Origin of the sequence: Corynebacterium sp. Marseille-Q2823 (assembly GCF_903645345.1) — a bacterium.
Taxonomy (GTDB): Bacteria; Actinomycetota; Actinomycetes; order Mycobacteriales; family Mycobacteriaceae; genus Corynebacterium; species Corynebacterium hiratae.
This window is the reverse complement of record NZ_CAHJXS010000003.1, coordinates 167154-181408: the sequence shown is the minus strand read 5'-3', so window position 1 is coordinate 181408 and position 14255 is coordinate 167154. Positions and strand designations below refer to the sequence as shown.

The 14255-nt window shown below is 65.0% G+C and carries 9 protein-coding genes; 2 read left to right on the top strand and 7 right to left on the bottom strand.

Going from position 1 to position 14255, the window contains the following annotated elements:
- Window positions 1–115: 115 nt before the first annotated feature.
- On the bottom strand, window positions 116–394 hold the full coding sequence (locus HWX44_RS04690) for a DUF3618 domain-containing protein (protein ID WP_049155789.1): 279 nt from the start codon (window positions 392–394) through the stop codon (window positions 116–118).
- 198 nt (window positions 395–592) lie between these two features.
- Between HWX44_RS04690 and bcp the strand changes: the two genes are divergently transcribed.
- Both bcp and HWX44_RS04680 read left to right on the top strand, forming a co-directional pair.
- On the top strand, window positions 593–1063 hold the full coding sequence (gene bcp / locus HWX44_RS04685) for a thioredoxin-dependent thiol peroxidase (protein ID WP_070509732.1): 471 nt from the start codon (window positions 593–595) through the stop codon (window positions 1061–1063).
- 3 nt (window positions 1064–1066) lie between these two features.
- Complete coding sequence (locus HWX44_RS04680) at window positions 1067–1705, top strand: TetR family transcriptional regulator (RefSeq protein ID WP_070546609.1); 639 nt, start codon at window positions 1067–1069, stop codon at window positions 1703–1705.
- A gap of 25 nt (window positions 1706–1730) precedes the next feature.
- Here HWX44_RS04680 and acpS read toward each other — a convergent pair whose 3' ends face one another.
- From acpS to HWX44_RS04650, 6 genes are all read right to left on the bottom strand, one after another.
- On the bottom strand, window positions 1731–2147 hold the full coding sequence (acpS, locus tag HWX44_RS04675; protein ID WP_175973595.1) for a holo-ACP synthase AcpS: 417 nt from the start codon (window positions 2145–2147) through the stop codon (window positions 1731–1733).
- Window positions 2148–2183: 36 nt separating this feature from the next.
- Complete coding sequence (locus HWX44_RS04670; RefSeq protein ID WP_046647351.1) at window positions 2184–2936, bottom strand: ATP-binding cassette domain-containing protein; 753 nt, start codon at window positions 2934–2936, stop codon at window positions 2184–2186.
- Between the two features lie 2 nt (window positions 2937–2938).
- The gene (locus tag HWX44_RS04665; RefSeq protein ID WP_102234075.1) at window positions 2939–3997 is read right to left on the bottom strand and encodes an ABC transporter permease; all 1059 of its coding nucleotides are present in this window, start codon (window positions 3995–3997) and stop codon (window positions 2939–2941) included.
- Window positions 3994–4989 carry a substrate-binding domain-containing protein gene (locus tag HWX44_RS04660; RefSeq protein ID WP_102234074.1) on the bottom strand — a complete coding sequence of 332 codons (996 nt, stop codon included), beginning with the start codon at window positions 4987–4989 and terminating at the stop codon, window positions 3994–3996. The genes HWX44_RS04665 and HWX44_RS04660 overlap by 4 nt, the downstream gene beginning before the upstream one ends.
- A gap of 97 nt (window positions 4990–5086) precedes the next feature.
- The gene (locus tag HWX44_RS04655; protein ID WP_175973396.1) at window positions 5087–14047 is read right to left on the bottom strand and encodes a type I polyketide synthase; all 8961 of its coding nucleotides are present in this window, start codon (window positions 14045–14047) and stop codon (window positions 5087–5089) included.
- A gap of 5 nt (window positions 14048–14052) precedes the next feature.
- Complete coding sequence (locus HWX44_RS04650) at window positions 14053–14223, bottom strand: hypothetical protein (protein ID WP_157844603.1); 171 nt, start codon at window positions 14221–14223, stop codon at window positions 14053–14055.
- Window positions 14224–14255: the final 32 nt, after the last annotated feature.

The window sequence follows — 14255 nt, the reverse complement described above, 5'->3', positions numbered from 1 at the left end:
ATAGGATAGGCAATACTTCTACTAACGCATACCGAGCGCAAAAATGCCCCACCCCGGACATTTCCCAAGGCAGGGCTTCTACGCGCGCAATCGCGCCCAATGGCGCTAGCCGGCGTTAGCGGCGCTCAGCAAGCAGGCGCTGCAGCTCCTTGATGTCGGACTTACGACGCTTGGAGCGGAAGACAGAAAAAGCGATGAGGCCTACGAAAGCCGCGCCAACGCCGGCGAGCGCCATCTGCACATTGCGCTCCTGCAGCTTCTGGGTTGCCGCGCCCTTAGCGTCCTCAACGAAGTTCTGCGGCTTGCTGCGATCAGCGAGCTCATCCAAGGTGCTAGCCAGCTGACGGCGGGTGCGCTCGATGTCGCGCTGGATATCATCAATGTTGCGTGCCACGTGAATCTCCTGAATTTTGGCTTCGTTCGGTGTTGTTGCGGTTAGTGTCTTTCTAACCGTTGAGGTTCTAACGTGGACATTCTACATTGACCACCAGCTCCCCTGCAGAGTTGGCCAAGTTTTGTCTCAGCTGTGCTGCGGCGAGCGAACTGAGATTCACCAAAGAGTCCTAAGGGAGAGCACGGTAGGCTATACACCATGACTGAAGCACAACGACTGTCCGTGGGTGACAAAGCCCCCGCTTTTTCCCTCAGCGATGATGCCGGCAACACCGTAAGCCTGAGTGACTATGCCGGCCAGCGCGTGGTGGTCTACTTCTACCCGCGCGCCAACACCCCTGGCTGCACGAAGGAAGCTTGCGACTTCCGCGATAGCTTGGAGCAGCTCAATGGCATGAACATCGCCGTGGTGGGCATCTCTCCCGACAAGCCCGAGGCCCTAGCTAAGTTCCGGGAGGACCACGAGCTGAACTTCCCGCTGCTCTCTGACCCCGACAAGGAGGTCATGACTGCGTACGGCGCTTTCGGTGAGAAGAAGAACTACGGCAAGGTAGTCCAGGGTGTTATCCGCTCCACGTTCCTCGTCGAGGAAGACGGCACCATTGGCCAAGCCATGTACAACGTCAAAGCCACCGGCCACGTCGCCCGCGTGCTCAAGGGGCTCAACTAAACCGTGGAATCCAGCTCGAAGTCACCGGAGATTCTAGTCCCGAGGCGTCGCCCAGCGCAGGCACGCAGCCGGGCCAAGTATGACCGGATTTTGTCCTGCGCGCGTCAGACGCTCGTGGACCATGGCTTCGAGTCTTTCACTTTCGACGAGGTCTCGCGCCGTGCGGAAGTGCCGATTGGCACGCTGTATCAATACTTCGCCAACAAGTACGTGCTGATCTGCGAGCTCGACCGCCAAGACACCGCCGAAATGCTGGCGGAGGTTGAGCGTTTTTCCCAGCGCGTGCCGGCCCTGCAGTGGCCGGACTTTCTCGAGGAGTTCATTGATCGCATGGCGCGGGTCTGGCGCGAGGACCGCTCGCGCCGCGCGGTGTGGCATGCCGTGCAGTCCACGCCGGCCACCCGCGCCACGGCCGCTGATACGGAGCTTTCTCTGCTCAAACCCATCGCCGAGATCATCGAACCACTTGCCCAAGGCATGGACGAGTCCGCCCGGGTGGAGATTGCGGCCTTCCTCGTCCACACCGTGGTCTCGCTGCTTAACTACAGCACCATGCGCTCGGAGGAGAGCTTCGATGGCGTGGTGGAAGAAGTTAAGCGCATGCTCATCGCTTATCTCTTCGCCATCGCCACGAGCGCCTAGCCAAACCCAGCGAAGCCAGGCGCGTTTAGCGCGAAAGGTGCACGACAGCGGTGGCGTAATCACCATCGTGGCTGATGGACAGCGCCGGTGAAAAATCCCCCAAGGACTCCCGCGCGAGGCGGGCAATCTCGCCCCGCAGTTCAAGTGCTACGCGGCCCCACGCATCGGGGCGGACCTCAATCTCGGCCCAGTCCACGGCCTCCTCCGCTAGGACCGGCGGATGCCCGTAGAGCGCTTGCGACCACGCCTTGATGAAGGCCTCCTTTGCCGCCCAGCGCCCTGCGAGGTGCTGCGCGCGGGCAGCACCGCTCAGTCCACGGGCCTGCGCCACGCGCAATTCGGAGGCGCTGAAAACCTGCGCGAAGTGCGTGCCGGGAAGCTCCAGCTGCTGGGCAAAGGAGGGGATGTGCACCAGGTCGGTGCCCACGCTCACGCCACTCATAGTCATGCAGGCCAGCTTAGTTACGCCAACTGTGGCCTAGCGCGCCAGCTCCTGTTTGAGCTCCTCCAGCTCGTCGCCGCCGGCCATCCACTGGGTCAGCTCCGGCAGCGTGACCTCCTCCTTGGAGGCATCCAGCGACATCTGCCCCACCGTGAGCACGATGAAATGATCGCCCACGAGGTAGGCGTGCTGCGGGTTGTGCGTAATGAACACCACGCCCATGCCGCGTTCGCGGGCGGCGTCGATAAAGCGCAGCACCATGCCCGACTGCTTCACACCAAGAGCGGCGGTCGGCTCGTCCAAGATGATGTAGCGCGCGCCGAAGTAGATGGCGCGAGCAATGGCGACTACTTGGCGCTGGCCACCGGAGAGGGCAGAGAGTTCCACGGAGACGTCGCCAAGCTCAATGCCCATCTCGGCCAGCTGGTCATGCGTAATCCGCTTCATCTCTTCCTCACGCAAGCTCCCCAGCGCGCCGGTGAGTTCCTGGCCCAGGAAGAAATTGCGCCACACCGACAGCGAGGGCACCAGCGCCAAATCCTGGTACACGGTGGCGATACCGGCATCGAGGGAATCGCGCGGGCTGGCGAAATTCACCTCTTCCCCATCGACGGTGATGGTGCCGCCGGTGGGCTGGTTGAGGCCCGCAAGAATCTTGATCAGCGTGGACTTGCCCGCGCCGTTATCACCCAGCACGCAAGTCACCGCGCCCTCCTTCACGGAGAGGTTGATACCGCGCAGGGCATGGAAGTTGCCGAAGGTTTGGGAAATATCGTGCAGCTCAATCATGGTTATCGCTTCCTCGTAAAGTTGGCCACCGAGGTGTTCGTCAGCACGGCGAAGAGCAGCATGGCGCCGAGGAAGAACTTGAACCAGTCGGGGTTCCAGCCGGCATACACAATGCCCTGGTTGGTCATGCCGAAGATAAGCGCGCCGATGGCGGTGCCCACCGCGGTACCGCGCCCGCCGGTCATGGAGCAGCCGCCAATGACCGCGGCGATGATGTAGAGGAACTCGTTACCAATGCCCTGTCCGGCCTGGATGGAGTCGAAGGCAAAGAGGGTGTGCATGCCCACGAACCACGCCGCGAAGCCGACGAGCATAAACAGCGCCACTTTGACGCGGCGCACGGGAACGCCGACGGCGCGGGCGGCTTCATCATCACCACCCACGGCGAAGATCCAGTTTCCCCAGCGCGTCTTGTACAGCACCCACGAGGCAATGGCGACAAAGAGGATCCACCAGATGACGGTGGCGCGGATGCTCAAGCCGCCGATGTGGATGGTGCCGGCAAAAATGACGCGAGCAGAACCAAAACCTTCCATGTCCGAGATAGTCGGGGTAGCTACCTGGCCGGTCACCAGCTTGGTAATCGCCAGGTTAAGCCCCTGCAGCATGAGGAAAGCCGCCAGCGTAATAAGGAAGGAATCGATCTTGGTGCGCACCACGAGGAAGCCGTTGAGCGCACCGATGGCCAGTGCGGTGATCAGGGACAGCCCCACGCCCACCCACGAGTTGAGGTGGAAGTTGTAGTTAAGCATGGTGGCCACGAGCGCCGCGGAAGTCACCGCCACGCCGGAGGATAGATCAAACTCATTACCAATCATGAGCAGGCCCACCGCCAGGGCCACAATGCCCAGCGTGGAGCTGGCGTAGAGCACCGTGGAGAAGGCCTCCACTGAGCGGAAGGCGGGCGCCACGATCATGAAGAGGACGAAGATGACCACCGCGCCGAGCAAGCTGGCCAACTCTGGGCGGCGGATGAGGCGCGCGAAGCCGCTGCGGCGGGTCAGGCGGGGATCGGAAGGGCTGGATAGCGCCTCGTCTGATGCAGTAGCGCTGTCGCTCATCGCAGACCTGCCTTAGCAGATTCGGAGATGATGTCCACGTTCGTGGAATCCACGAAGGAGGGGCCGGTATACACGGGGCGGCCGCCGCCCATGGTGGAGCCATTGCGGTGTGCCAACCACAGCGAGTCGACAGCGAGGTAGCCCTGCATATAGGGCTGCTGATCGACGGCCCACTCGATGCGGTTGTCCGCGATGGCGTCGACAAGTTCGGCGTTGGTGTCGAAGGTGGAGACCTTGGCCTTGGAGGAGGCGTCGGCAACCGCGTCGGCGGAGCGCATAGCCACGGAGGCCTGCAGCGCCATGATCCAGTCGATGGAAGGATCTTGGCTCAGCTTTGCGTTGATGGTGGATTGCGCTGAGGTCAGATCCTTGCCGTTGACATAGAGGATTTCCACCTTGCCGTTGTCTAGGCCTTCCTTCACACCGGCGCAGCGCGACTCCTGTGAAGAGTTGCCCTGCTCGTGGATAACGCACAAGACATGCTTGGCGCCATCCTCTTTGAGGCGCTCACCAGCCTTTGTACCGGCCACCTTTTCCTCTTGGCCAAAGAAGGCGCTCATGCCGTACTTCTGATAATCATCCATGCCGGCGTTAAGCCCCACGGTGGGGATACCGGCATCCGCGGCCTTCTTGGCTACCGGCCCGATCGCCGCAGAGTTGGGCATGGTTACGGCAATGCCGTCCACACCGGAGTCAATGGCGGATTGCACCAAGTTAGCCTGGTTGGGCGCTTCCGGGTCGGAGGAATAGCGCAGCTCGATATTGTCCTTGCGGGCGGCGTCCTCCGCACCCTTGCGCACGAGATCCCAGTACGTATCACCCGGCGCGCCATGGGAAATCATGGCGACGACAAGGCGCTCGGTGTCGACGCCACCGGCCAGCTCGCCGTCCGCTTCAGGGCGGGGCGCGCCACCGGTGGCGGAGCAGGCGGCAAGCAGAGTGGCGGCGACGACCGAAATAAGGCCTAGTAGAGGCTTCTTAGCTTTATTCACCCTTGCATGGTGCCCCAGATTGGGGGACTTCTCCAACCCATCTGACCTGCTTCTTTATCGTTCCAGAGGGTCCACGCTGGGGATACGTCAACGGAAGCTACCCCCGTTGCGTTGTGTCTCCTCCCTCCGGATTAAGCATGCCGTTGCGAAGCCGCGTGGACTCGCACAGCAAAGCTGTGGCCTCTCGTTCGGTCACCTCGTCGGCTGTTCCGGTCCCCAGGTTGCGGTTCACCGGCCGCTCGTACAGCGCTGCTCCACCTCGCATGGCTTCTTCCAAGCGCCGCAGACCACGACGCTCGCGTTCGGTAGCGGCTGCCCGCCAGGCTTCGGCCACTCCCTCACCCTGCTCCCGGGCCAACGCGGCATAAAACGCACCGGGGTGCACAAGCGCGATGAGGGCGGAGACATGCCCGAAGCCCAGGGAGGTCACCAGGCCCGCCTTCGGCGGGGTGCGGCGAAGGTCCAGCGGCTGGCGCAGCCACACCAGGTGCGCGTGGCGGCGCAGCACGGGGTCGACGCAATCAAGCGACCGGTTCGGCGGGAGAACCCCACTGCGCAGCACCTGAGTCAGGCCGACGAGTTGGAAGGCGGCAGCACCGCCCTTGGCGTGCCCGGTAAGGCTCTTCTGCGAAATCACATACAGCGGGTTGCCGGGGCTGCGGCCGAGTGCGGCGGCGATGCGCTCGTGCAGATCCGATTCGTTGGGGTCGTTGGCGTTGGTGGACGTATCGTGCTTCGACACCACCGCAATATCGTCGGGGTCCACGCCGAGGGCCTCCAGCGAGCAGGCCAGGCGGGAGTCCCGCCCACCCCGCGCCGCGGAGAGTGCACCCAGGCCCGGCGCGGGGATGGAGGTGTGCGCGCCGTCGGCGAAAGACTCAGCAAAGCCCACCACGCCGAGGACCGGCAGCCCCATCTCCGCCGCAAAGGTTCCCCGCGCAAGCAGGATGGTCCCGCCGCCTTCGGATTCCACGAAGCCGCTGCGGCGGCGGTCGTTGGCGCGGGAGAAGAAGCGATGCTCAATCCCCTTCGCCGCCATCTCCGCGCTATCGGCCGTGGCCGCCATGTCACCGAACCCGGTGATTCCCTCAATCGACAGGGCGTCGATGCCGCCGGCCACGACGAAGTCCGCCTTGTGCAGGCGCAGCTTGTCGACGCCCTCCTCCACCGACACCGCCGCCGTGGCACACGCGGCCACGGGGTGCACCATCTGGCCATAGCCGCCGACATAGGACTGCATCACGTGCGCGGCAATAACGTTGGGCAGCGCTTCCTGGAGGATGTCATTGGGGCGCGGCTGGGCCAAGAGCTTATCGACGTACAGCGAGCGCAGCGCCTCCTGGCCGGCCATGCCGGTGCCCTGGGTGGAGCTGACGCGCGCCGGGTGGACATGGGCCAGGAGCTCGGCCGGGCTGAAGCCTGCGGAGAGGAAGGCATCCACGGTGCACACCAGGTTCCACAGGGCGAGGCGATCGAGGTTATCCACCATGTCCGCGGGGATGCCGTAGACCTGTGGGGCGAAGCCCTCCGGTATCTGGCCGCCCACGAAGCGGGTCATGGCCACGCGCCGCGGAACCCGCACTGCAGAGCCGGCGGGCCGGGTGATCTGCCATTCAACCTCGCCAGTCTGATCAGTAACGCGCCGCAACGTGGCGCCCTCGCAGCTGTCGACGAAACTGCGCGCTGTCGCCTCATCCCCCACGGTGAAGCTCAGCGGCTTCTCCAAGTAGATGGTGGTCAGCTCGGGCGCGAGGTTATCCACCATAGGCAGGTGCGGGCCGAAGTCATCATGGAAGCGGCGCACGCCAATCCCGGCGAGGACCTCGTCGTGGAAGCGCGCGTAGACGTCTTCCTCCGCTATCTCCTCACCTTCGGCCGTTAGCCATCCAGCTGTGCGCTCATCCCACCTGATGAGCCCGCGGCTCCACGCCAGCTCCAACACTCCGGCGGCGGACAGGTCTCCGCCGACCTCCACCTCATAGCGGGTGCGTGCTGAGCCCATCGGACCGAGCTCGCCCGCTCCGACGATGACCACCATGTCTTCCAGGGACTGCGTCGCCCCGCTGAAATCGGGGCTGGTCCACTCAGCAGGCCTGAGAACGTTCGGCAGGGCCTTTACCGTGCGCGGAGCTTGCGCTCCAAGAGCGCCCCTTTCGGGATGGTCAGCAGCATCGGGGGTGTCACCAAAACCGGTCCCAGCGTTGTCGGCACGCGCCGCGCGGGCCAGCGCGGCTAGGTCCAGCTCGGCCTCGGCCAGCCCGCCGGTGAGATCGACGCTCAGCGGCGCCCGTGCTGCTTCGGCGCGGACGTCGGGGGAGGCGGTGGCGTCGAGAAGCTGCACCGCCATCTCCTTCGCTGAGAAGGTCCGCACGCCGCGGGCCTCCACCCGCGCAACCAGCGGATCGTTGCCGCCCATCAGGCCGGTGCCGCGCACCCACCCGATGTGGGCGTGTACCAGCGAGGTGCGCGCTCCCCAGCTGGATTGCTCGGAAGACCAGCGGTTGACCAAGGCATCGAGGGCGGCCTTAGCCTCGCCATATGCGCCATCGCCGCCGAAGCGCCCGCGGTTCGGCGAGCCCGGCAGAACCACGTGCAGCCGGTGACCAACGTGGGTATCCGCGCCCACGGCGGAAAGCGACGCAATGAGCTTTTCTACCGACCACAGCAGCAGGCGCATCTGGGACTCCGCCCCCGCACCGGCATCCTGGAGGGTGCCCGCCACGCGCGGCGCGGCGAAGGGCAAGAGGAGAGCCGGCACGTAGGCCGGCTTCAGTTGCACGGACTCGCCACCCACGGTGGCGGTGTGCTCCGCCGCAATCCATTCCACGAGCGCATCCACGTCCGCGAAGGAACTGAGGTTTGCTGGAACTACCCACAGCGCGGCCGCGCCGACAGCTCGCCTGCGGTAGAGCTCCTTATAAAACTCCAGGCGCTCGTGACTTAGCTGGGAGGTTGTGGCAATCACGGTTGCGCCCTCCGCAAGCAACTCACCGATGAGTTCGGCGGCAATCGAACCCGGCGAGCCACCCGTCACCACCGCCACCTGGTCAGCGAAGAGCAACCCATCGGCCGGGGTGCGGGCATCGCGGGCCAGTTCCTCGTAGCCGAAGTACTCGGCCAGGAGCGCAACCTCCTCGCCGGCGCCCAACACGTCTAACTCGGGATCTGCTTCTCCGGCGGCGGCCGCGCGGGCGATGTCCTCGCGGGCGCTGGCCCAGCGGTCGTCGAGAAGCACTGCCTTGCGCGCATCAAAAGCGGGTGCGACGCGCTGCTGCCAGTCCGGCCCCAGCTCCGTGGCAACGAGTTGCTCCAGCTCCGTGTGTGCTGCGCTGTCCCCCTGCTCAATCGGGGTCTCCTCACGGCCGAGGGCGGCGAGTGCGGCGCGAGCGGAGTCCTCCAGCGCCGATTCAAGGCGCTCGGTATAGGCGCGCACCGCTTCCGGGTCCACGGTCTCGTGTGGCGTTGCCGCTGCGGCCTTCTGCAGCGCGACTCCTTCGCACTCGCCGGCAGCGCGCACCGCGGCGTCGATCAGTTCATCGAGCTCAGCTACCGACACCACGGCAGTCATGGGCAAGCTAGCCAAATCCCCGCCGCGCAGCGAGGAGCCCTCGCGCGTGCCCATGACCAGCTGCACGATCGCGCGATCGGCCCAGCCCGGGCCCAATCCCCAGGTACGGCTCACGCGCTCGGCTACGTAGCTCGGCTTTTTGCCTGCTGGTCCCGTGAGCCGGGTGAGCGCCTGCGCGACGTGCTCCGCGAGGACCTCCCCGAAGGTTGCATAGCCCGGCGCGCGCTGAGCCACGCTCTCCACCAGCTGGGGAATGGGTTCGTCCGCGGCATTCTCGATGGCGCTGATGCCGAACTCCCCGCCGAGGTCAACGAGTAACTGGTTGCGGCGGGAGGACACGCCTTCCACGAGGGTTTCGATGGAATCGGTCGCCGCCATCTGGTCAGGCCGGACCTTGGTCCACAACGCAATAAGCATCTCCAGAGCCTGGTGCACGCTCAGCGGGAGGTCATCGACGACGGCCGGCGCCTCCTCACGTGGTGCCTGCACGGTTTCTTCCTGGTGTGCCCTGTCGACTGCCTGCCTCGACTCAGATTCTGCCGGTTCCGCTTCGGCGGTGTCCGGCTGCCCAGCCACCTGCGCTGCTGCCTTGGGCGCCGACTCGGCGTCTTCGGCAAAGACCCGCCCGCGGTCGCGCTCGTAGTTGAGCACCTCGATGTCGGTGCTGCCCGCGTACTGGGGCAGGCGCAGGGTTTGGCCCAGCATGTTGGTCAGCGTCGGCGCGGCACCAACGCCGACCTCGATGAAACGCTCCACGCCAAGCTGCCCGAGGAGCAAATCCTGGGTCTCTATCCAGCGCACGGGGGAAGCAAACTGCCAAGCCAAAAGCTCGATGAGCAGGGTGCGGCCCAGGCGCGCCGGGCTCGCCACGGCACCATCGAAGTCCACGAGGATTTCCTCGATGGGCTCCGAATCCACCACTTCTGCGATGGCCTCCACGAACTCGCGGCTGAGCGCGAAGGGCCGTGCCACGAGGTTAGGGATATAGCTCCCCACCAGCGCATCGAGGTTGTTCTCTTCAGGGATGAGTGCGTCGAGGTGCGTGCGGAAATCCGCCACGCCGCCCACCAGGTGGGAGGAGTGGAAGGGCACATCAATCCCCGGGATGGGGATGACGGCACGCTGCCCAGGGGCGCGGCGCTCGGCGTCGCGGCTCAGCGCATCCAGGCCCGCCTTCGTGCCGGCAACTGCATATTGGCGCCCGGCAATATTGTGGTTGACCACCTCAAGGAACTCGCCGGTCTCTGCGGCCACACGGGCGACATGGGCGAAGGCCTCGCCCGCGCTCATCCCCATCTTGTGCGGGCGCAGCGCCGCCAAACCGTAGAGGGACTGACCCGCGGAATCGCGCTCGACCAGACGGTGCATGGTCAGCCCGCGAACATAAACGATGTCCAGGACCGCCTCCAAGGACAGGGCCTCGGCATAAGCGGCCAAGGCGTTGTACTCGCCCACCGAGTGGCCAGCGAAGAAGGCACAACTTTCAAGGACCTCGGATTCTTTAAGCGCTGCAATCTGTGCGCAGCCCAGCGTGGCCATGGCCACCTGCGTGAACTGCGTCAGATACAGCACGCCATCCGGGTGCGTGAAGGTCTCACCAGCCACCACCACGGTGTCGGGGTTGTGGCGGACGATCTCCAGGATGGAGAAGCCCAAGCTTTGCCGCGTGTGCTCATCCGCACGCTCCCACACGGCGCGCGCCGCTGCGGATTCTGCATAGTCCTTCATCCCCATCCCCGGGGATTGGATGCCCTGGCCGGGGAAGGCGTAAAAGGTGGTGGGGTTGCTCATCGTGGCCCGCGCGTCCAGCACGGGAACACCGTGGCTGGTGGCGGTCACGCTGCGGACCTCGCCGTAGCCGCTGCGCTTGTCGACACCCACCCGTTCCACCTCGAACTCCACCTCACTGCCGGGAAGCACGGGTGCAAGCCAGGTAACGGACCACTCGAGGACGCGAGCCCCGTCGAAAGCCACGGCTGCTTGCGCCAGCGCCGAGGTCCACATGCCGTGGACGATCGGGCCTTGACGATGCCCCGCCAGTGCCGCAGCGTTCGATGACAGGTGGATGGGGTTCCTATCCCCCGTTACAACGGCGAAGGGCCGCAGTGATTGCGGTGCCACCGCGGTGGTGCGGTGGCGGAAGGAACGCGGAGTCTCCCGGAAGGAGGACTTTACGCTGTCTTCTTGACCGCTTTCTTGTGCACCATTAGTTGTGGCGCGCGCGAGCTCGAGCGCAGCGCCACCGCGCCGCCCGGTAATCAGGAAGCGCTCGTGCATCTGCGCGAATGCATGTTCTTCGCCGTGCACGGCGACGTTGACAGCAACGCTCACCTCAATGAGGCGCCCCGAGGGCGTATCGCGAACGTCTTTCAGTTCTGCGGTGTAGCTCAGTGCCAAGGGCTCGGAGCCTGGGGCGGCGCTGCTGCGAAGCAGCTCCCAGGTGTCTGGCGTGAGGCTCAGCGAGTGCTCGAGGTGGACGAGGTCAAGGAAGCCTTCGACCAACGGCTCCCCAGACTCTGTGTGGGCACTGGCCAGGACAGCGAAGAGTGCCGGCCAGGCGCGGCCAACGAGGACATCGGGCGAGACAGCAGCGCTCATCTCTCCGCTCGTCACCGCCGCGTAGTGGGCGAGGTCGGTGGCGCTAAGGCTAGCGCTGACTGTTGCAGTCCCGGAAGCAACGCCTGGTAGGTCACCGCCGGCGGCTTGGCGCAGCAGCTCCCGCATGGCGGATTCGGCATCGTCGACAGTGACCAGTGGTGAGGCACCCGGAATGCGCGGCAGAGTGATGCGCACACGCAGCCCAGCTCCGGAGTGGAAAGGAACGGTCAACCACATGGCGTTGTCGCCGGCAGCTTCCAGCTCGGCCCCATCAAGGCCAAGGCGCAGGGGGTTGGGCTGCTCGCGCCCGGCCCAATTCAGCCCCGGGGCGCGGCGAATGAGCTCTTCAGTGCTGAAAGCGGGCTCGCCAGAGTCATCCTCGGTCTGGTCAAGAAGCGCAAGTGCCGCCTGTTCGAAGCGGCCAAGTATCTGCGCCACCGGCTCGGTAGCCTGCTCGATTCCCTCAACAGCCGCCGTGCCGGGGATGATGCAGACCTCATCGGCCTCGTAGTGCTCATCGTGCGCCTGCCACAGGGTGTCGCGGCGCCAGCGCCGGCGTACGTCAGAATCGATGACCGGCACAAAGTTTGCGGGTTTGCCCGGTCCATCCACAAGTTGAATGAACCACGCGGCGTCGGTCGGGTGCAGCGCGGCGTCACCGTAGATTTCGGTTAGCTGAGCAATTGTCTCAACTGGCTTTTCGCGGTCAACCTCAACGCACAGCGCAATCTCGCCGTGATCGGTCGGATGAAGGCGAGCTTCGGCGCGAGCCACCATGCGCGTGAATCGACTCAACCAGGATTCATCGACCCAGCCGTCCAGGTAGGACAGCTCGAGGTAGCGCTGCAGCCACTCGGAATAGGACATCTCATCGAGGTCCCCGAAGTAGGGCTTGCACGTGCGCCCGATGGCTTCAATGATCTCCGCGCGGCGGGCCTCCACGGCCGCGGCATCGCCGGCCACCTCATCCAAAAGCCGCCCGGCGCGGGCGAAAGAATTATCCAGCTCATGAATGTCCGCACCCAGGTCCGAGCGGCCCGACACAACATCCCTACTGTGCGCGGCAACGAGCGCCTGTTTTACCGGCTCGGATGCGGTGGATTCCTTCGCCGCCATGGCAGCGGTGCCCACCATGATGGCATCGACTGGCGCCGCGGGCAGACCGAAGCGCTGCGCCCACGTACCCATCAGGTACTCTGCACCACGCGCTGGGGTACCAATTCCCCCACCAACAGCGAGGAGAACATTGGAACGCTCGCGGATCCGCGCGTAAGTAGCAACGAGGACCTCATCGAGACCTTCTAAGGAGTGGTGGCCACCGGCCGCGCTACCTTCGAGCTGCATGATGACGGTGGTCTCAGTGAGAGCATCGGCGATACGGAGTACCTCCTCCACCTGCGCCGAAGTTCCCGGTTTGAAGGCAACCCACGGGATGTTCGCGGCGTGGAGCTTCTCCACCAGCTCCACGGCCTCCTCCACGGGCGGAATGCCAGCGGAAATCACCACTCCGTTGATGGGTGCTCCTGCTGCGCGTGCTCGCAGAATCGAGTTCGGCCCCTCGATCTGGCGACGCCACTGGGAAGCCGCGAGGTACAGCGCGTTGAACTGGGCATTCACCCCGGGCTGCAGCATCCGGCCCAGGGTATGCAGGTTCTCCTTCAGGATGTCATCGGTGTGCTGTCCCCCGCCGGCCAGCTCCGCCCAGTGCCCGGCATTGGCGGCTGCGGCTACGATGCCTGGGTCCACCGTGGTGGGGGTCATCCCGGGGAGCATAACCGGTGAGTAGCCGGTGGCCCGCGTAAAGGCAGTCGCCAGACGCCCGCTTTCAACGCGCGGTGTCCACTCGGACCACGCACGGGGCAGAGACGGTGCGCGGCCCGGTTCCACGAGCTGGGCCAGTCCCTCCGCTGCCCCTATGGCAAGCGTGCCCACGCCGCGCCCAGCAACGAGATCGCGTGTCAGCGGCTCCACCCCGCGGGTGGGCCCGACTTCAAGGATCCAGTGAGCCCCGGCTTCGAGCGCCGAGTCAACGCGCTCGGGCCAGTCCACGTAGTCCGTAAGCACGGCGCGCGCGAGCTGCACAGTGATTTCTGTCTCCAGGCCGATTCGCCCCGCCCAGCTTTCCACCTGCTCCACCGCAAACTGCATAGTGGGATGGTGGAACGCTGCTGAAACCTCAAGGTCGGTGACAGCGATGGCGGCTGACTCCCCTTCCCTCCCTTCCTTGAGGTCCGAGCTCTCCTGCAGCGTGGTCTTCACTCGGGCGAGCTCAGCCGGTGTTCCAACGATGACGAAGCGCCCACGGCCGTTGTCGAGCCCGATGTGTGCTCCGACTTCGCGCAGTTGCTGTCTCGTCGCGCCCGTCACCGCCGCCATGGGCGCGCCCTGCGGGGTGCGTATAAGCCCAGCGCTGCGCGCGGTAGTCGTCATGGCTGCACCGATGAGGTGTGCCAGCGCCAGGGCCTCCGCTGGTCTCATGCGCTTCTCCACCACCGCTGCGGCGAGTACGCCTTGGGAGTGACCAATGCTGGTGACGGCGTCGTCGAGTTCTACTCCGTGCGCGCGCAAGCATTCGAGTACGGCCAGCTGAGCGGTGAGAATGCCGGGGGTGGAGAGTGCGGCGTCGCCCAGCGCATGTGCCCTCCCTGACTCCTCGTCCGCCCACACCAGTGGCGCAAACCCGTGCGGAGTGGCAGCCAGGAGTTCCTCCTCCAGCGGGGCAAGGAGTCCCTCAGCTTCCGCGAGGTACTCCGTTATTTGTGGTCGGATGCCGGAAGCGAGGGCACTGCTCAGCGTCGGCAGCCAGGCATAGCCTTGCCCGGAGAAAGAGAGTGCGAAGGGCTCGGCGTCTAGGCGCGACGCCAAAGACTGGATGACGCGAAAATCAGACACCTGCGCTACTCCCCCAAAGTGCGCGCAACAAGCTGCACGGCCTCATCGAGGGAAGGATGCGATGTCGGCTTCGGCATACCGCAAAAGACCTGGCAGGCGTGATCCGGGATGACCTCCGCCGAGCGCGTAAGGCCGCGCTCGGCGAGGTAGTCGTCAAAGAACATATCGATACTCATACCGTGTGCCGATTCTACCCACTAGGATCAAT